The sequence below is a fragment of the Aquidulcibacter paucihalophilus genome (genome assembly GCF_002105465.1).
In the GTDB taxonomy this organism is placed as follows: Bacteria; Pseudomonadota; Alphaproteobacteria; order Caulobacterales; family Aquidulcibacteraceae; genus Aquidulcibacter; species Aquidulcibacter paucihalophilus.
The window spans coordinates 1-17,910 of the sequence record NZ_NCSQ01000026.1; the positions used below are offsets into that span (position 1 = coordinate 1).

Consider the following 17,910-nt stretch of genomic DNA (forward strand, 5'->3'; position numbering starts at 1 on the left):
ACGCACAAACCTCCCGCGGAGCGGGTTCGTTCTTCGGCCAAAAGTCGCCGTTGTATGACGGCCTGGCATTGAATCTGATCGCCAATTGCACAGCCCATTTTCCACTTGGAAGGTCTTTGCCACAGGCTATGCCTAGGCAAAGGCCGTGCTCGAATTTGGGCGCGCGAGATGGGGCGTCAAGGGGCGCGCTTCGCGCGTCGACGAAGTCGATTTGACCCTTTGACTCCCCAGCTTGTGCAATAACAATCGTTAGGCGGCTTCAAGGCAAGCGGCGCGACGCATTGTGCCGCTCCAAGTCATTTGGATTAGGTCCCACATGAACAAGCTCGCGAATTGCTTGACCAAAGTGCATTCCATCGATGGAATGCATCCTACCGCTTGCTGTGCTGGGGGGGAGTGGACAACAAGGAAGGCGAGCAAGTTTTCCGACGCCCAGAAGGCGTTCATTTTGAATCAGGGAGTAGATGGCAGCATCACGATGCCCACCAGCATCTGTTACGTGAGCGTTCGGTCTGACCCGCCTTGTGGTGGTGGGTGTTGATCTTGAGAAGGAGCCTTACGGAAATTTGCCTTTTCAAGGCCATGCCGCTAGACATTAATTAGTTGATCAACTAATTGTCGAATCCTTATCTCCGCCTAGGACGCCAGATCCTTCAATCCATCGGGGACCAGATTTGGACCTACATATTCAAACCCCTCTTATCCAATCTCCAATTCTGAGTGCGGGCCAACAGGAAGTTTGGCTCAAGATGGAGGCGTTCCAACCCAGCGGGTCATTCAAGATCCGCGGCATTGGTCGGGCTTGCACAACCTATGCGCAGAGCGGGGCTGCCCGGTTTGTTGCGGCGTCAGGAGGAAATGCAGGAATTGCAGTGGCCTATGCAGGCCGGGCCCTCTCAATACCGGTCGTCACGGTGGTTCCTCAAACAACGTCCGTGAAAGCTTGCGATATTTTGCGGCTCTATGGCGCTGAGGTGATCATTGCTGGAGCAAACTTTAACGAGGCCAATCGCTTTGCCCGGTCATTATTGCAGCCGACGGACGCCTTTATTCATCCGTTTGACGATCCCCATTTGTGGTCTGGACATGCCTCGATGGTTGACGAGATCAAGGCAAGCAATATTCGTCCCGACGCGATCGTACTGTCGGTTGGCGGAGGCGGCTTGCTAGCCGGTGTCGCCGAAGGTCTTAATCGGCAAGGCTGGGGCCATATACCGATCATTGCCACAGAGACCTATGGCGCTGCATCACTGCATGCGTCCCTACAAGCGGGCAAGCTCACCTCATTGGATGAAGTGGCTACACTTGCGACCTCACTTGCAGCCAAACAGATCTGCGGCCAGGCATGGGAAGTGTGCCAAACCAATAAGGTGATCAGTGCACGGGTCAGTGATGCGCAGGCGGTGCAAGCATGTGAGGCTTTCTTGGAAGATCATCGCGTTTTGGTTGAACCTGCTTGTGGCGCAAGCCTAGCCCTTGCTTACAGCAGGGCAAAAGAATTGGCCGATCTTCGAAAAATCGTGATCATTGTGTGTGGCGGAGCCACCATGTCGCCTCAGATGATGGCGACATGGCTCGAACAAACCAGCAGCGCACGTTTTGATTGACCGACATTAGTTATTTTGCTAATTGACGTATTGTGGAAATCCGAAAGCTCGCCTCAGCCTTGTCCTCCGCCAGCCGACTGTCGATCATGACTTGGCTGAAATCGCCATGTGACCACTTCCCCCCGCAAGTACACGCCGATCTGGTCAAAGATGGGGTCTGTGGCGTCTTTATTGCGGAAAAATTGGGCATGACTCCAGCAACAGCCTCGGCGCATTTGAGCGTGTTGGTCGAGGCTGGTCTGGTCACGTCAAAACGTCTGGGGAAATGGACCTATTTTAAGCGCAATGAGGCCTCTCTGCAGGCATTTAGCCAGAGCATTGCCGATTTATAAGGACGAAACATGGAAGAGCTTGATTTGATTGGTCGGGCTGACACCTATGCCGCAGACTATCTGGCCTCAGTCACTCACAGGCGCGTTTTTCCAGATCAGATGGCCATCCAAGCATTATCGGCCTTTGATGAGCCGCTGCCGCAGCAAGGTTGCGATGGTCTTGAAACTCTTGCGCTGATGGCCGGCACAGGATCCCCTGGAACAGTTACCTCTAACGGACCTCATTATTTTGGCTTCGTGGTGGGCGCGACCCTGCCCATTGCAGCGGCCGCCGAACGCCTCATGCTAGCCTGGGATCAATGTGCATCGTCATTTAACAATTCACCGATTGCGGCAAAGTTGGAATCCGTTGCAGCCGAATGGATTCTCGACGCGCTAGATTTGCCACGACAAAGTGCGGTCGGGTTTGGGACGAGTGCGACCGCGAGCACCGTCAGCTGCCTCACAGCGGCACGGCGGTCATTATTGGAACGTCATGGCTGGAACTTTGACGAAGAGGGCCTCGTGCATGCACCCGAAATTAAGGTCATTGTCTCCGACCTCGCCCATGTGACAGTCAAGAAAGCCCTGCGAATTCTTGGGTTTGGCATAAATCGCTTACTGATTGCTCGCACAGACAGCTTCGGGCGTATCGACCCGGATCAATTACCCCCGATGGATGATATGACCATCCTTTGCCTGCAGGCGGGAGAGGTCAACACGGGGGAATTTGACCCCTTTTCAACCTTAATCCCAAAGGCCAAGCAGGCGGGTGCATGGGTACATGTCGACGGGGCCTTCGGACTGTGGGCCCGCGCAACGCCACTGGCCGCCGACCTAGCACGAGATGTTGACCAAGCTGACAGTTGGGCAACAGACGGCCATAAATGGCTGAATACACCCTATGACGGTGCCATGGCCATTTGTCGTGACCCTACGGCCTTGGCCAAGGCGATGAATAGCGATGCAGCCTACGCCATGGCCTCGGTTAACGCCCAAAAGAATTTGACCTTGGAGTTTTCGCGGCGTGCCCGTGGCATCCCAGTTTGGGCCGCTCTCCGGTCTTTGGGTCGCAATGGGATTGCGAGCATGATTGAGCGGCACATAGATCAGGCCCAAAAAATTGGCCAAGCACTTAAGGCAGAAGGATTTGATATTCTCAACCGTATCGTCCTCAACCAAGTCCTTGTGCGCTGTGACGATGATCAAACAACTTTGGCGATCCAAAAATTGGTTTCCGACAGCGGACGGGCTTGGTTCGGGACGACCATATGGCGTGGCAGACCTGCATTCCGGATCAGCGTATCGTCTTGGCGGACCCAAGATGCTGATATTGATGACCTCGTGTCGACGATCCTAGAAGCCCGCGACACCATCCGGCACGCGGCGTCATAAAGCGGCCAAATGCCTGGCTTCGCCCTCCAAGACGAAAACTTGGCACAGACGTGGGCGTGAACGTCAGCACGCCTTAAAGAAATCATGGGATTGAGATGGTGCCATGTAATCACTGATCGGGACAAAGCATGCGAGAGAAAGGCCCATAAACCAGATAGGCTGGTGTCTTGCGGGGTCCCATCTGGATTACGATGACCCACTAAGAGTAATACCAGCCATCTATATGGCTTCCAGCACCACACGCTGGCCCACTTAACTCGAGACGAATCAGAATGTTTTCGACAAGGAAATCCTCAATGCGCGTGATGGGTTAGCGCTCAACGATTGTGAACTAAAGTCTGGTCCAAAAGATCGATTTACCCGATTCGTTTCTACGCCGATGTCTGTTGCGGTGATAACCAAAGAAACTTTGTTGGGCAGCCGGCGCGTGTATTGTATAGAATTCTCCCAATAGCCTTCATCGACAGCCCCCAAACGATGGCTATCGCTCTGGAAGCTCGCTGAAAACACAAATTGGTCTTTGGGTGTTGGTTTATAGTCGATGCTCGCCTTCCCGTTGGACTGGGACTTCTCCACTCGGGAAAATCCAGACGCAAAAAACGGATCGGAAAAGGAAATCTTGCTCACTTCCCAATTGAGACTGTAATTCAACTTCTTGCCAAATCTTCCTTTCAATGTGGAACCCAGGCCAGTCGATTCCGAGCGACCTAGATTGATGGTCGTCGCCAGAACCACATTGTTGTCGATCAGTCGCGAGCCATAACTCGCTTCATTTTTGGTATCTCGGTAGAAAGCGGTTGTGATGAGCGATAAGCCATTCTTTTCAAACTCATGCGTTAGTTCAAAGGTCTGACGATCGGCAGGCTTCAGCTTGGGGTTGCCTTCTAATGCAAAGTCGACACCGAAAGCGCGGCGGAATGGATTAAGATCGACTAAAGAACCCGGTGTCGTCCCTTGGCTGTAGCTGGCCTTTAGGGTCCCAGGGCCACCCAAAGCGTGGGTGATAAACACGCTTGGCAGGACACGCTGATAGCTCGTGGTCCCAGAAAGTAGGCCTGCGCCATCCGACCAATTTATTCTGGTTTCCTCAACGCGAAGGCCGGGCTGAAAGCCAAATTTGCCGAGCTTGAACTGAAAAGATCCATAAGCTGCCTGATCTTTTTGTTGAGCCAGAAAGAGATTTGATTGGACTACGCCGGGGCCGGCATAGCCGAGGTCCGAAAAGCCCAGTTCAAAGTCTTCATCCTTATAGCTCATCCCCAGTGAGAGAACGCGACCTTCCTTAAAGGTTTTTTCAAAGCTCGTTTCAAATTCAAAAGTGCGCTCTTGTTTGCGCTCTTGGTTTGAAAACCATTGTGTTCCGCGCCGACTTTGGTAGCCGGACTTGTTCAAATTATTGCTAAAGGTGAGATCGATATCGAATTTGTATTTGTCTTCCTGTTCAGACTTGAAGCCGACAGAATGATATTGCACGGATCCCGGTGATTTTGTCGCTGTCGTGACCGGGAGAATGGTTTGGGTATTGGTTCGCGTGCGGGTTTCAATACCTTGCGTCGAGTAATCAACTTCGCTCGTAAAGAAAGTTGAACTCCAGGAGAGGGAGTCCGTGGCCGAGAGCGTTCGGATAGCACGAAGCGACGCGGTGGTGCCCAAGGTTGTAAAGTGCCCTTGGCTAAGCTGAGACTCCAGCTCGCGGTTGGCACCAATTCCAGAAACCCCTTCAGACTGTGACCGAACGGGCTCTTCATTCCTCGTCGTGCGAAGAAAGCCATTGAAGCTCCAAGGCTTCATGCCCCGACTGACTGATAGAGAAATCACGTGAGCATCGAGCGTATCGATACTGGCCGCGATTGATCCGCCAAGCTTGTCCTCTTCTTGCGCCTTCTTCGTGATGATATTGATCACAGCTTGGGCGCTGGAGGCGAACTCCGCAGGCGGATTGGACATCACTTCAATGCGCGCGATCTGATTGGCGGGAATCTGAAGTGCTGCGGCCCTTGGCATGGACTTGCCATCCACCAACACAGTTACAAAGGCACCGCCGACCATGGTGATCCGATTATTGGCTCCTACAAAGACACCGGGCAGCAGTCCAATCGCATCCACTGCCGCTGAGGCTGGGGCGTCTGGAAGAGTGCGAACGTCATACACAACACGATCAATCCGGCTATCGCGCGTTTGCGGTCGTGCCTTGACCACGATCGTTTCGACTTGCTGGGCAGGTTCGGCAGTCGTGCTGCTCTCCTGTCCTTCCGCGACCGCTGGGCTTGCTGGTGGCTGAGTTGTGGTAACGTCCGACGCAGCTTGGGCAATCACGGTGCCCGCTAAGAAAAAACTGATCATTTCAAATGAGCCTCAAATCGTGGAAAGCTACCTTTAATAGGTTGCTTCTAGCGATGACAGCGAAATTCCGCTATCAGGCGATCACAGCTGTGAGATTGTTGATGTTTTGCCCTTGATGCGAGATCGATTGTACCCTTTGACTCCTCAGCTTGCGCAATAGGAATTGTCCTCTTGTTTCAAAACAAGCAAAGTGCGGCCTCAAGCCGTTCCAAGCGCAAGAAATCTTCAAATTTGGCGTGGTCAAGATGCATTGCTTAGACAACACACCCCAAACGCGAGCCAAAAATAGAAAAGTGCGATCGGCTATTTCGCCGCAGACTGGGTAGCCGTCATGGCGGTGCAGACTTTGCGCATGGTCTCGACGCTGTTGGCGTTGAGGGGCCGGCCTTCGATGCCGGAATAAGCGGCGGTATCTTGGCAGGAATCGGCAAAGCCGTTCCAGCGGGTGGTGAGGTCGGCGCGATAGGCGTCGCAGTGGGCGCGCATGGCGCGGTTGCGTAGGGCCACTTTGTCGGCGGTTTCGCCAACCAAAAGGTCAAAGTGAATGCCGTCAAATTTGGCATCTGCTGCCTGTAAGCAGCTGGTATAGATGGCTTGCCGCTCTGGCGTGATGGCGTGATCGCCCGAGGTCTTAACCCCGGCAACAGCAAATCCTGCTGCCAACGTAACGGCGACGAGTGCTGTGGCGACGATGACGGGTTTGCGCATTTTCTTCACTCCAAATCACGGCCCGAGACACCGCCGACGGCATGTGTGTCTGTTTGGGACAAGCCTATCTGGAGAAGCGATTCCCGTGCCAGGCGAGTCCGAGTGACCCTGTGCGACTGCGGATAGTGGCGGGTTTCACGCCCCCTAAGGAGCTAGGGCATAACAAGGGGCTTTTGCTATGGGGGCCCGGCAAATACCATGCAGAAAACGGTTGCATAGGTGCTAGATTGCTTTCACCCTTCGAAAAGCCGCGTCAAAGGCCAAGTGGAGACGATAGCCATGGTTGAGGGTCGTAACCGAAGACAGGCCTTGGGCTGGATGGCCAAAGGCGTTGCAGGTGGTTTGGCAGGAACTGGCGCGTTAGCCCTGTCAGCGTGTGGGCCGAAGAAGCCCCCTTTGCGCCCCAATCTGATCATTTGGCATGGCTTTCGCGGGGCGGAGAAGGCATCACTTGAAAAGCTGGCCACGATTTATTCCGGCAGACTAAAGCCCGGCCAACGCCCGGTCCGCGCCGTGGCCATCCCCAGCGATGCGATGGCGGATAAGATTTCAGCCTCGGTTCCACGCGGTAAAGGTCCAGACCTATTTATCTTTGGCCATGATCGTTTGGGCGGCTGGGCCGAGGTGGGCGATACGATCACACCGCTAGACTTCTTTTTGGATGAGGCAACCAAAGCAGCCTTTCTGCCCCATATGTTTGAGGCGGTGACCTATAAGAATGCGGTCTGGGCCCTGCCCTTCAACTATAAGTCTGCTGCTTTGCTCTATAATAAGAAGCTGGTCGCCAAACCGCCTGAAACCGTTGAAGAGATGCAGGATTTGGCGATCAAACTTACCGACCAAGCCCGCGGCCGATTTGGTCTTGCTTATGCCTATGACGATTTCTTCTTCCATGCGGCCTTAATGAATGGCTATGGCGGTGGGGTGTTTGATGCCACGGGCAAGCTGATGCTGGATGATCCCCGCAATATTGCTGCCTCGGATCTGGTTCAGTATTGGCGGCGTGACTTGGGTATTTTGCCCGATGACCCAACCTCGTCACTCGTCGCTTCGCTATTCAATACAGGCCGGGCGGCTATGATTTTTAATGGCCCATGGTTTCTGGGCGAGATCGCGCCGGAGATTGAGTATGGCGCAGCCGTTTTGCCAAGGATTACAGCCGCGAATAATCGGCCAATGGCCCCCTATTTGGCCGTGGAAGCCATCTTTATGAGCGCGGGCACCCATGACCCAGCCGAAGCTTGGGCGTTTGCGAAATTCCTAACCAGTGTTGAGGCGGCGAAAATCATGGCCGTTGAAGGCGGGGAATTGCCGACGCTGCGCGCGGTCTATGACGTGCCAGAAGTGGCCCAAAACCCGATTGCGCAGGCCTATAAGACCCAAGCCCTTTCGGCCGTCGCCATGCCCAACTTGCCGGAAATGACCATGGTCTGGTCGCCAGCTGACAAGGCGATGAAGCGGGTCACCAAGTTGGAGACGACTTCTGAAGCGGCTTGGCAGGATTGCCAGCGCGAAGTGCAAGCCGCCATCCTAGCCCTGCGTGACGGCAAGGCGAGCTGACCGCCAAAGCCGCTATTTCTTAAATCCGGCAATGAGATCGACCAGCGGCTGTTGGCTGACTTTGATGGTTCCAGTTGCCGGGCGGTCGAGGTCAAAGATGGTGACGAGCGACAAGGTCAGCAGCAAAAACAACAAGCCATTGCCAATCCGCTGCACCAGACTGGGTATGGCTTGGGAATAGCCCAAAACAAAAGCTGAGATCAAAGCATAGCCGACCAGCATCGCCACCACACTGGTGGGCACTTTGGCGAGATTAATCGCTTCGCGCGTGCTTCCCACATCAATCACCTCGTTCACGCTGGCCATCACGGCAGGGCCCATTGGGGCAGACGCGACGCTTTGCGTAGCCGCAATTCCAAGGCTTGCCAGCACCGCGCGTTGGCGTTCGGATTCTGCGGCCAAGGGTGGCTTGTCGTGAAAGGCGGCCTGCCCATAGGCCAGGCGCGTTTTGGCATAGGCCTCTAACTGATCCCGCAATTGGCTCTGCATGGGTTCGGCGGCAAAGGCGGTACGAATATGGGCGGTGCCAATCGCATTGGCTTCTTGCACCACCAAATCACGACGCGATTCATAGCGGTCCAACGCCATGCCGAAGGTGAACGCAATCAAGAGGCCCAAAAGGGCAAAGACACTGGAGAGCAAATAATCAATGCCATCTGCCGCGGCGTCGGTCCCAGCCCCAGCTCGACGGCGCAGAAATTGGCGTAAGACACGACCTAAAAACTCGAAAACAACCAGACTGACCAGCAAGATCACACACAAGAGCCACAAAGGCTGATTTGCCACGAAAGAGTCCAGCATGGGGTGTCATCTCCGCGCCGCGCGTTTTGGCTGCTACCAAGGGGTGAGTATCGTTTATAGTTTAGAATGCGGTCAAGACATGTTCAGGGCGCAATGCCCTTACCAGCACGTGCTGTGAAAACTCTCGCTGGAATGGTTGTCGAATGCCGGTGGTCACTTTAGCGTGATCAGACGGTTGCGCAGATAACCCGTTAAATCTGGGGGAAGAGACATGGACACGCTGCAAGCATCTATGGCGAGCTTGGACTGGATCATTGTCATCGGCTATATGGTGGGCATTATCCTATTGGGTTTGATCGCCTCTCGCGGGCAGACAGATGCCAAGGACTATTTTCTCGCCTCCCGCTCTGCAACTTGGCCGACCATTGGCCTTGCACTCATCGGCTCCAACATTTCGGCCACCACACTGATCGGTCTGGCCGGGGCGGCCTATACGATTGGCATTTCTGTGTTCAATTATGAGTGGATGGCGACGGTAATTCTTGCCATTTATTGCGTCTTTGTGCTGCCAGCCGTGCTGCGCAGCCAAGTCTATACAATGCCAGAGTTTCTGGAGCGGCGTTACTCCAGCTCGATCCGGCTCTATTTTTCAGGCCTAACCATCTTCCTCAACATCGTTGTGGATACCGCGGCGACCCTATTTGGGGGTGCCATCCTGTTTAAGCTCTTATTCCCCAGTCTTGCCCTGTGGGAAATTGCAGCCATTTTGGCGGTTACGGCAGGGCTATATACCGCGCTTGGCGGGCTACGGGCTGTGATGGTGACCGAAGTGGTGCAAACCATTTTACTCCTCGGGGCCTCTGTCTTCATCGCCTATTTTTCCTTTGAGAAAGCAGGCGGCTGGCATGCGGTGATGACCCAAGTAGATCCAGAAAAGCTCAGCCTGATCCGCCCCAATGATGATCAAGGTGTGCCGTGGTTCGGGTTGATCACAGGCGTGCCGCTGTTGGGGTTTTATTTCTGGTGTACCAACCAATTCATGGCCCAGCGGGTGATGAGTGCCAAAACGCTAGACCATGGGCGGTGGGGCAGTTTGTTTGCCGGAGTCTTGAAGCTGCCAATCCTGTTCTTGATGGTTCTACCCGGGACGGCCGCGATTCTAATCTATCCCGACCTGTCCAAGGGCGACATGGTCTATCCAACCCTGATCTTTGATCTCTTGCCGGTTGGGATTGTTGGCATTGTGATTGCAGGCTTCTTGGCGGCGATCATGTCGTCCATTGCCTCGACATTCAACTCAGCCTCCACCCTGGTGACGATGGATTTTGCCCGCAAAATCGCACCGGATTTAAGCCAAACGGCACTGGTGCGCATTGGCCGCATCACGACTTTGGTGCTGATGGTGTTGGCGATTGCTTGGATACCCGTCATCGAAAAGCATGCCGACTCGCTGTGGCAATATATTCAAGCGGTGCTGGCCTATGCCGTGCCCCCCATCGTGGCTTTGTTTGTGTTGGGGCTGTTTTGGAAGCGCGCCAATGCGACCGGGGCCCGCATCGGCCTGACCTTGGGCACGTTGTGCGGTATTTATCTCTTCATCACGATTGCCCTTTTGGGCACGCTGAAGATGCACTTCTTGATCGCGGCTGTGGTCATTTTTGCGGTCGCCTTGATAGCAACGGTCATAGGCTCGCTGCTGGCCCCCGCTCCACAGCTTGCCCAGATTGAAACCCTGATGTGGCGCAAAGCCGATTATGACGCCGAGACCGAGCATTTGCGCACCCGTCCGCTTTGGCAGAATTACCGCCTTCAGGCAGCGGTCTTGATCGGGATTACGGCCGTCTTGGTTTGGATCTGGCGCTAGTGGATCGTCGGGGCGTCGCGGCCGAGGCGACCTTCTAGCACGTCTTCCAGAACTGACCGCAGGCCGCGCCAAGCATCGGCCACCACGGGGGAGCCTTCGCTTTCAAGTTCGTGGATGGTGCGGTCGGCCACGCCCAAGGCCTCTGTGCCATGGGCATCTACAAGCGCCCAGGCAATACGGGTCAGACTATCGACGGGAAGTAGTTCGAGACGCATATGAGACCATCCTGTTCGATGGTCTCATTTCAAGAAGCGTGCCAGCCAAATACTTGATCAATTCAGCTATTTTGGCGCTAACCTGTCATCTGGCTAGGCAATACGTGCCGCTTGCGCGGCACGAATGGTCAATCAGAGGGCCTTATAGGGCACCTTCGGCAGCGCGCTTTTGCAGCATGCGGTCAAACATCGACCACACGCCATCATCGCCGTGCCAATCGCCCTTGGTCGCGCCTTTGGAATATTCTGTGGCGCGCGCTTCAAAGAAGTTCGCATGCTCCACCCCATTCAGCAGAGGGCTCAACCAAGGCAGCGGATGCTCGGTCACGCCATAGACGGTTGGCAGCTCAAGCTGGGTCAAGCGCCAATCGGCGATATAGCGGATGTAGGATTTGATATCTTCGGGAACCATGCCTTGAACAGGGCCCATTTCGAACGCCAGATCGATGAATTTGTCTTCCAGCTTCACCACAGTCTTACAACAATCGACGATATCATCCTTCACCGAAGCCGAGAGCTTGCCGGTCTCGCGGGCATAGGTGTGGAACAATTTCACCATGCCTTCGCAATGCAGGCTTTCGTCGCGGACCGACCAAGACACGATCTGGCCCATGCCCTTCATCTTGTTGAAGCGTGGAAAGTTCATCAGCATGGCGAAGGAAGCAAACAGCTGCAGGCCTTCGGTGAAGCCGCCAAACATGGCCAAGGTACGCAGCACATCCTCTTCGGTATCGACACCAAAGTCCTGCATATAGGTGTGCTTGTCGCGCATGGCTTCATATTCCATGAAAGCCGAGAATTCCGAATCGGGCATGCCGATGGTTTCAAGCAGCAGCGCATAAGCGGCGATATGCACGGTCTCGATATTTGAGAAAGCCGACAACATCATCTTCACTTCAGTCGGCTTAAAGACGCGGGCGTAGCGCTCCATATAATTGTCGTTCACCTCGACATCGGACTGGGTAAAGAAGCGGAAAATCTGGGTCAGAAGGTTGCGCTCATTATCGTTCAGACGGGTCGCCCAGTCTTTGCAATCTTCGCCCAGCGGCACTTCTTCTGGCAACCAGTGAACTTGCTGCTGGCGCTTCCAGAATTCATAGGCCCAAGGATACCGAAATGGCTTGTAACTATGAGAAGGTGTGACCAACCCGACGCCCGAACCATTATCACCAAATGCCATTGATCGCCCCTATATCGTGTGTGTTTCGTGCTGTGTGCCCCTACATATAGATCGGGGCTTGGTTAAGACCAGCTTAACAACATCGCGCAAACACGAAACAATGATTCCCCGTTTCTGGCGACTTGTTCACAGACTTTTCTGCAAAATCACAACATCCAAATAGCGGCCAAACTTATGGCCAACCTCGCGCAGCACGCCGATATCGGTAAAGCCCATGGCCCGATGCAAACCAATCGAGGCTAAATTGCCACTATCGCCAATCACCGCCAGCATTTGGGTATAGCCAGACTTGGTACATTGGGCGATCAATTCGGCCAAAAGCGCGCGGCCGACGCCATGGCCAATGGCCTCAGGGGCAAGATAAATGGAATCTTCCACTGTACAATTATAAGCCGGCCGCTCTCGAAATGCCCCGGCATAAGCATAGCCGATAATGTCGCCTGCCTCGCGGCAGGCCACCAGCCAAGGGCTGCCGCGCTTTGAGATTTTGTCCATACGTGCTTGGATTTCTGCCAAGTCAGGCGGGTCCAGCTCAAACGTGCCCGTACCTGTTTTGACATGATGGGCATAGATTGCTTGAATAGAGGCTGCATCCTCTAACGTGGCAGGTCGAATTGAATAGCGCATTGCACGAGACTGCCACAAGCAAGACCGCGGGTGCAACCAAGCAGCGGCGCGGCAAAATCATTTTGTTGACCTTGCTTGCGATTTTGGCGTGGATTGTCTTGAACTTAGGCCTCGTCCTAGCCGCTTGGATGCGCTCCTATTACGCACCGATTGAGCCTGTGCCGCGCGCCGCTTCGCTTGATCTGCGCACCGATACGTCTGTGCCCGGTCGGGTCATCACCATTATTGCCACCAAGCCTACCCCGTCTAAGGGCGACTTTATCGGCCATTTATGGCTGGAATGGCCCGAAACGCCGCCCTTGGCAAAGCCTGGCACACGCGAGGGCGGCTATTATGCGCAAGACCAGATCCAAGCGGTCAAGGCGATGGCCGCGGCCTTGATCCTGCCTTGGGGCGCGGTGACGGGTCAGGACTTTGTCCCGGGTCTGATGAAGGTGGATGATGGCTGGTGGCGGCATTTGCAAGTTCATGTTCGCGTCGATGAAGCCCGCTATCAGGCAGCACTCGCCGTTGATCGGCGCTGGCGCTCTGAAAACCGCTATCGTCTGCGACCCAGCCTGATCGGCCCTGACAAGGGTAAGACCTTTGGCTGTCAGGATTATGTGTTTGACGTAGCCGCAGCCCTAGGCCTCGACACCGCCCACCGCAGCTGGACTGAATTCCCGATGGGCTCTTTCTTGCGCTTCGCGCAGGTGAATAAGATCGACATGACTGGGCGAGACATACGCTCGTTGGACCATTGACCGAATTTCTTGAACACGGTGCTGGTAGTTCAGTCGTTTGATTCGCTTGCTTCTCGGCTCAAAAGTTAGAAGACTGTTAACCATTAGCGGCGACTATTTGACAGTTAGGGGATTCCATAATTCTCGAAGCAGGCTAAGTGAAAAAGGCGGACGAAGAATTAATCCTCGCCCGCCCGCTATTGGTCCGGCAACCCGGCTGCAAACTGCGACTAGCCGTGAACTAGAGCGCAATTTGGACAAGGTCTCAGCATCGGCTTTGCATTACAAAGTGATGTCTGGGACCTTTCTGTATGGGCCCCTCAACCAGACGCCCAAATTTTTGTTGACCCACCTATTGGCAGGCCAAGCACTCGTCATAATTGGTCGGGGCACTGCTTGCCATATCCACCACATCCTCGCCCTTATTGGCCGAGCCTGCGATTTGGGCGCGTTGGATGGACTTAGAGCGGCAGTAATACAGGCTCTTGATGCCCTTTTCCCAAGCCGACCAATGCAACATATGCAAATCCCATTTGTCGACATCGCCGGGGATAAACACGTTCAAGCTTTGGCCTTGGCAGATATAGGGCGTGCGATCTGCTGCCAGCTCAATCACCCAGCGCTGGTCTAATTCAAAGGCGGTCTTATAAACTGACTTCTCCAAGTCCGTCAGACAATCGAGGTGCTGGACCGAACCTTCATTCTCGAGAATCGAAGTCCAGGTTGCATCATTATTGAGGCCTTTGGAGTCCAAAAGCTTCTCAAGATACGGATTTTTCACCGAAAACGATCCCGACAAGGTCTTGTGGGTGTAGATATTGGCGGGGATTGGCTCAATACCCGCGCTAGTCCCGCCGCAAATGATCGAGATGGATGCCGTTGGCGCAATCGCCAGCTTATGGGTGAAGCGGGCCATTACGCCTTGCTCTGCCGCGTCAGGGCAAGGCCCACGCTCTTGCGCCAGCTTAACCGAGGCCGCATCAGCGGCTTGGCGGACTTGTTTGAAAATCCGCATATTCCAGCTTTTTGCCATAGCACTTTCAAAGGGAACGCCTTGGGCTTGCAAGAAGGAGTGCAAGCCCATGATGCCCAAACCGACCGACCGCTCGCGGAAGGCGGAATAAGTTGCCCGCTCCATCTCGTCTGGCGCGCGCTGAATGAAGTCTTCCAACACATTGTCGAGGAAACGGAAAACATCCTCAATAAAGTTTGGATCGTCCTTCCACTCCATATAGGTTTCCGCATTGAGCGAAGATAGGCAGCACACGGCCGTGCGGTCTTTGCCCAAATGGTCTTTGCCGGTGTGCAACATGATTTCGCTGCACAGATTGGACTGGCGAACCTTAAAGCCCAGCTTGCGCTGGTGAGCCGGCATCGCCTTGTTCACCGTATCAACGAACAGCAGATACGGCTCGCCGGTTTGCAGGCGCAGGTCGAGGATTTTCTGCCAGATTTTGCGCGCCTTTACCGTGCGCACCACTTCCTGGGTCTTGGGACTGATCAGACTGAAATCGCCATCATTGCGCACCGCTTCCATGAAGTCATCGGTAATGTTGATGCCATGGTGCAGGTTCAAGCTCTTGCGGTTGAAGTCGCCCGAGGGTTTGCGAATTTCAAGGAATTCTTCGATCTCTGGGTGGTGCACATCCAAATAGACAGCAGCCGAGCCGCGGCGCAGCGAGCCTTGCGAGATCGCGAGCGTCAAGGAATCCATCACGCGAATAAAGGGGATGATGCCGCTGGTATGGCCATTGGCCCCGATCTTTTCCCCAATCGAGCGCACGCCCCCCCAATAGGTGCCGATGCCACCGCCATTAGAGGCCAGCCAGACGTTTTCGTTCCAGGACTGCACGATGCCATCCAGGCTATCGTCCACCGAATTCAGGAAGCAGGAGATGGGCAAACCGCGCTCTGCCCCGCCATTGGACAAGACAGGCGTTGCGGGCATGAACCACAATTTGGAGATATAATCATACAGGCGCTGGGCGTGGGCAATATCGTCGGCATACGCGGTGGCGACGCGGGCGAACATGTCCTGATAGCTTTCGCCCTGCAGCAAATAGCGATCTTCCAGCGTGGTTTTGCCGAAATCGGTCAAGAGCGCATCGCGCGACCGATCTACTTTAACGCTTTCAACGATCCGCAACTGAACGGCCTTTGGCTTACCCCGATGGACGGCACGGCGCGCAAGTGCCGGTGCTGCGCTGGCGACAGCTTCGATGGCATTAGCGGTAGCTGCATCATTCCCGTTCATTCTTCCTGCTCCCAAATCGTTACCGGCCCGTCAGCCGTTCAGAACACCCGATTCCCCAACCTTTGAACAGCCCCTAATGTGGCAGTGCACACAAGTTCGTTCGCGCGACTCACATGTTTGCGCAGATTGAGATGATTCGGCGTTCTGCCTAGAATTTGCGCCCGCCCCCAGAGCAAGACACCATATATAGTGGATGTGGCTTGGCAGAACGGTCAATGGGGTTTTTCACGCAAAATGTATTTTTCAGTTAATGAGAGATTAATGCAGACGGGCAGCCGCTTGGGATTCTTCATGAAGATGAAGAGAAAACCCGCGATTCTAGTCGCTTTATTGGGGTATTGGCGGCCCCTAGGGCCGGGTCACAGGTGGAAAGGCATCCACAATTGGTTGCAGCCACGCATCCAACGTATCCCAGCCTGATTCGTCCGTCATCAAACCCAGCCGGACAATCACCAAATCCTTGGAGGGAATCACCCCGATCCATTGTCCTTGGAAGCCGTGGGCTTCAAACGAATCATAGGGACCGTTCTTCAGCGTGCCTTGTTTGTTTGGCAGGCTCAGCCACCAATGCGCGCCATAGCTGGTGGCCCCCTCCGCCGTGGTTGGCGTGCGCAGGAAGTCAACATAGCCCTCGGGCAGGATGCGTTTGCCGTCCCAAACCCCGTCGCGCAAATGAAGGAGGCCAAAGCGGGCCCAATCCTGCGCGGTCGCATGCACCAAGGAAGAGGCGTAAAAATTGCCCGCCAAATCAAACTCGGCCGCCACATTATTCATGCCGATGGGGCGGAACAGCCGATCATACATGAAATTGCGATAGCCCTCCGCACCCGTCGGGTCCTTGAGACTGCGGGGCGACACCGCACGGGCAATTGCGGCCGAGATCAAATTGGTGGTGCCAGAAGAATAGCGCCACTTCTCGCCGGGCTTAAACTCAGTCGGACGATCAGCGACATAGGCCACGATGTTTTCCCGCCCTGGGCCAAACAACATCTTGGCGGCATCATTGGAAACAGGGTCTGAATAGCCATCTTCCCGCCAGCGCAAACCGTCGCTCATGTGCAGGGCCTGACGAATGGTGATGTTGCGGCGAGGGTCGCCATCATCCCATAGGGGATCGTTCAAGGGCTGGTCCAGCTTCAGCTTACCATCCAGCATCGCAATGCCGACAAGGCTGGAGGTTACGCTTTTCGCCATCGACCACGAGATAAGCTTCGATTTCTCGTCAAAGCCGGTTGAATAACGTTCCGCGACGATCCGGCCACCTTGAACGATGATGACGGCGCGGGTCTGCCCCATAGGAGAGCTCGAATCGTTAAAGGCCTTATCAAACTGGGTCTTGATCACCTGGGCAGCGGCTTTAGGTGCTTCCCCCCGTGGCCAAGTCTCAGTCGGGAAAGGCACATCCTTGGGCTGCGGCGGCAGAGGCACCAATGGGGCCTTAGCATAGGCCGCCATTTGCGCCTTTTGACTGTCTTGTGCGACCACAAATGTACCCACGCCGGTCGCAAGCGCTGCGCAAGCTGCAAGGCCAAGCCAGATTGGGCGGGAAAGTGTGGGGAAATTTCTGCTTGGACGCATGGCGCGGCGCATCATTAGCCTCTAGATGAACAGGACAGACCGGATTAGGCTGGTCTCTAACGACTCTCTTTATAAGGTTCTATGGCCAGTGCGCAAACTGCCTTCTTTTTCCACGATCGTTGGCATCGTCCTTGTTGCCATATTCATCATCGTGCTGGCGGTTGGCTACCAAGCGCGCAAATATGGCGAGATTGGTGCGGGCTTTATCGCGCGCCAAATGTGTAGCTGCCTCTATGTGCAAAACAGAGACGAAAAGGCTTGCCGCGCCGAAATCGGGCCTCAGATCGAGGGTGCCCAGATCGTTTATATGGACGAGCGGGTAATTGTGAATTTCTCTGGCCTCAATCAAGCCGAAGCGCGGCTAAAGCCCGGCTATGGCTGTAATGTGCAGACCTTTGTTGGCACTATGCCTGCCCCCGTCTTGAAAGAACCCGTGAACGACTAGGGCACAAACCCCACGATGATTGAAGGAGCTTAGGATGATCGTAACAACAACCGATTCCGTAGAGGGGCGCAAAGTGACCCATTATTTGGGCGTGGTCGCGGGCGAAGCGGTTATCGGGGCCAATGTTTTCCGCGATCTGTTTGCTGGCATTCGCGACGTTATAGGTGGGCGCAGTGGCGCTTACGAGAAGACTCTGCGCGAAGCACGCCAAGTGGCGATTGATGAGCTGATGATCGAAGCGAAAGCCCTTGGCGCAGATGCCGTCATTGGCGTGTCCATCGATTTTGAAGGCGGCGTCCACCAAGGCACCATGATGATGGTGGCCGCCAGTGGCACCGCCGTGCGCCTTGGATAGACGGC

At 54.8% G+C, this 17,910-nt stretch carries 16 protein-coding genes; 8 read left to right on the top strand and 8 right to left on the bottom strand.

Annotated elements, in window-relative coordinates; all coding sequences use genetic code 11:
• The first annotated feature begins 674 nt into the window (after positions 1-674).
• The 3 genes from B7364_RS02180 to B7364_RS02190 all read left to right on the top strand — a co-directional run bounded on the left by B7364_RS02180 (position 675) and on the right by B7364_RS02190 (position 3,313).
• Positions 675-1,607 carry a pyridoxal-phosphate dependent enzyme gene (locus B7364_RS02180; protein WP_085338308.1) on the top strand — a complete coding sequence of 311 codons (933 nt, stop codon included), beginning with the start codon at positions 675-677 and terminating at the stop codon, positions 1,605-1,607.
• A gap of 86 nt (positions 1,608-1,693) precedes the next feature.
• Positions 1,694-1,939: an ArsR/SmtB family transcription factor gene (locus B7364_RS02185; protein ID WP_232780773.1), complete on the top strand. Its 246-nt coding sequence runs from the start codon at positions 1,694-1,696 to the stop codon at positions 1,937-1,939.
• A 9-nt stretch (positions 1,940-1,948) separates the two neighbouring features.
• Positions 1,949-3,313 carry a pyridoxal phosphate-dependent decarboxylase family protein gene (locus tag B7364_RS02190; RefSeq protein WP_085338310.1) on the top strand — a complete coding sequence of 455 codons (1,365 nt, stop codon included), beginning with the start codon at positions 1,949-1,951 and terminating at the stop codon, positions 3,311-3,313.
• Positions 3,314-3,580: 267 nt separating this feature from the next.
• Here B7364_RS02190 and B7364_RS02195 read toward each other — a convergent pair whose 3' ends face one another.
• Together B7364_RS02195 and B7364_RS02200 are read right to left on the bottom strand one after the other, a co-directional pair.
• Positions 3,581-5,362 (bottom strand): TonB-dependent receptor plug domain-containing protein, encoded by a 1,782-nt coding sequence (locus tag B7364_RS02195; protein ID WP_157893431.1) that lies wholly within the window; start codon positions 5,360-5,362, stop codon positions 3,581-3,583.
• Between the two features lie 597 nt (positions 5,363-5,959).
• Complete coding sequence (locus B7364_RS02200; RefSeq protein WP_085338312.1) at positions 5,960-6,364, bottom strand: hypothetical protein; 405 nt, start codon at positions 6,362-6,364, stop codon at positions 5,960-5,962.
• A gap of 279 nt (positions 6,365-6,643) precedes the next feature.
• Between B7364_RS02200 and B7364_RS02205 the strand changes: the two genes are divergently transcribed.
• A complete protein-coding gene (locus B7364_RS02205) occupies positions 6,644-7,924 on the top strand; it encodes an extracellular solute-binding protein (RefSeq protein WP_157893432.1) in 1,281 nt (426 codons plus the stop codon).
• Positions 7,925-7,936: 12 nt separating this feature from the next.
• Here B7364_RS02205 and B7364_RS02210 read toward each other — a convergent pair whose 3' ends face one another.
• Complete coding sequence (locus tag B7364_RS02210) at positions 7,937-8,725, bottom strand: bestrophin-like domain (RefSeq protein WP_085338314.1); 789 nt, start codon at positions 8,723-8,725, stop codon at positions 7,937-7,939.
• A 211-nt stretch (positions 8,726-8,936) separates the two neighbouring features.
• Here B7364_RS02210 and B7364_RS02215 point away from each other — a divergent pair, with 211 nt between their 5' ends.
• A complete protein-coding gene (locus tag B7364_RS02215; protein ID WP_085338315.1) occupies positions 8,937-10,529 on the top strand; it encodes a sodium:solute symporter in 1,593 nt (530 codons plus the stop codon).
• Here B7364_RS02215 and B7364_RS02220 read toward each other — a convergent pair.
• The 3 genes from B7364_RS02220 to B7364_RS02230 form a co-directional block, all read right to left on the bottom strand.
• Entirely contained in the window at positions 10,526-10,744 is a 219-nt protein-coding gene (locus tag B7364_RS02220) for a hypothetical protein (RefSeq protein ID WP_085338316.1), read from the bottom strand. The two genes, B7364_RS02215 and B7364_RS02220, sit on opposite strands and share 4 nt — an antisense overlap.
• Positions 10,745-10,886: 142 nt before the next feature.
• Positions 10,887-11,924 (bottom strand): ribonucleotide-diphosphate reductase subunit beta, encoded by a 1,038-nt coding sequence (locus B7364_RS02225; protein ID WP_085338317.1) that lies wholly within the window; start codon positions 11,922-11,924, stop codon positions 10,887-10,889.
• A 126-nt stretch (positions 11,925-12,050) separates the two neighbouring features.
• A complete protein-coding gene (locus B7364_RS02230) occupies positions 12,051-12,551 on the bottom strand; it encodes a GNAT family N-acetyltransferase (protein ID WP_085338318.1) in 501 nt (166 codons plus the stop codon).
• Here B7364_RS02230 and B7364_RS02235 point away from each other — a divergent pair.
• Positions 12,539-13,294, top strand: coding sequence for a hypothetical protein (locus B7364_RS02235; RefSeq protein ID WP_085338319.1), 756 nt, complete (start codon positions 12,539-12,541; stop codon positions 13,292-13,294). The two genes, B7364_RS02230 and B7364_RS02235, sit on opposite strands and share 13 nt — an antisense overlap.
• A gap of 331 nt (positions 13,295-13,625) precedes the next feature.
• Here B7364_RS02235 and B7364_RS02240 read toward each other — a convergent pair whose 3' ends face one another.
• Together B7364_RS02240 and B7364_RS02245 are read right to left on the bottom strand one after the other, a co-directional pair.
• A complete protein-coding gene (locus tag B7364_RS02240; RefSeq protein ID WP_085338320.1) occupies positions 13,626-15,527 on the bottom strand; it encodes a ribonucleoside-diphosphate reductase subunit alpha in 1,902 nt (633 codons plus the stop codon).
• Positions 15,528-15,875: 348 nt separating this feature from the next.
• Positions 15,876-17,105: a serine hydrolase domain-containing protein gene (locus tag B7364_RS02245; protein WP_157893434.1), complete on the bottom strand. Its 1,230-nt coding sequence runs from the start codon at positions 17,103-17,105 to the stop codon at positions 15,876-15,878.
• Positions 17,106-17,193: 88 nt separating this feature from the next.
• Here B7364_RS02245 and B7364_RS02250 point away from each other — a divergent pair, with 88 nt between their 5' ends.
• Both B7364_RS02250 and B7364_RS02255 read left to right on the top strand, forming a co-directional pair.
• Positions 17,194-17,550, top strand: coding sequence for a hypothetical protein (locus B7364_RS02250; protein WP_085338321.1), 357 nt, complete (start codon positions 17,194-17,196; stop codon positions 17,548-17,550).
• A gap of 34 nt (positions 17,551-17,584) precedes the next feature.
• On the top strand, positions 17,585-17,905 hold the full coding sequence (locus B7364_RS02255; protein WP_085338322.1) for a heavy metal-binding domain-containing protein: 321 nt from the start codon (positions 17,585-17,587) through the stop codon (positions 17,903-17,905).
• The last annotated feature ends 5 nt before the right edge of the window (positions 17,906-17,910 follow it).

Coding starts and splice junctions, on each gene's coding strand:
- B7364_RS02195 (WP_157893431.1), bottom strand. CDS start 5,362: ATGGTCGGCGGTGCCTTTGTAACTGTGTTGGTGGATGGCAAGTCCATG.
- B7364_RS02215 (WP_085338315.1), top strand. CDS start 8,937: ATGGACACGCTGCAAGCATCTATGGCGAGCTTGGACTGGATCATTGTC.
- B7364_RS02210 (WP_085338314.1), bottom strand. CDS start 8,725: ATGCTGGACTCTTTCGTGGCAAATCAGCCTTTGTGGCTCTTGTGTGTG.
- B7364_RS02220 (WP_085338316.1), bottom strand. CDS start 10,744: ATGCGTCTCGAACTACTTCCCGTCGATAGTCTGACCCGTATTGCCTGG.
- B7364_RS02190 (WP_085338310.1), top strand. CDS start 1,949: ATGGAAGAGCTTGATTTGATTGGTCGGGCTGACACCTATGCCGCAGAC.
- B7364_RS02185 (WP_232780773.1), top strand. CDS start 1,694: ATGACTTGGCTGAAATCGCCATGTGACCACTTCCCCCCGCAAGTACAC.
- B7364_RS02225 (WP_085338317.1), bottom strand. CDS start 11,924: ATGGCATTTGGTGATAATGGTTCGGGCGTCGGGTTGGTCACACCTTCT.
- B7364_RS02255 (WP_085338322.1), top strand. CDS start 17,585: ATGATCGTAACAACAACCGATTCCGTAGAGGGGCGCAAAGTGACCCAT.
- B7364_RS02205 (WP_157893432.1), top strand. CDS start 6,644: ATGGTTGAGGGTCGTAACCGAAGACAGGCCTTGGGCTGGATGGCCAAA.
- B7364_RS02245 (WP_157893434.1), bottom strand. CDS start 17,105: ATGCGTCCAAGCAGAAATTTCCCCACACTTTCCCGCCCAATCTGGCTT.
- B7364_RS02240 (WP_085338320.1), bottom strand. CDS start 15,527: ATGAACGGGAATGATGCAGCTACCGCTAATGCCATCGAAGCTGTCGCC.
- B7364_RS02230 (WP_085338318.1), bottom strand. CDS start 12,551: ATGCGCTATTCAATTCGACCTGCCACGTTAGAGGATGCAGCCTCTATT.
- B7364_RS02200 (WP_085338312.1), bottom strand. CDS start 6,364: ATGCGCAAACCCGTCATCGTCGCCACAGCACTCGTCGCCGTTACGTTG.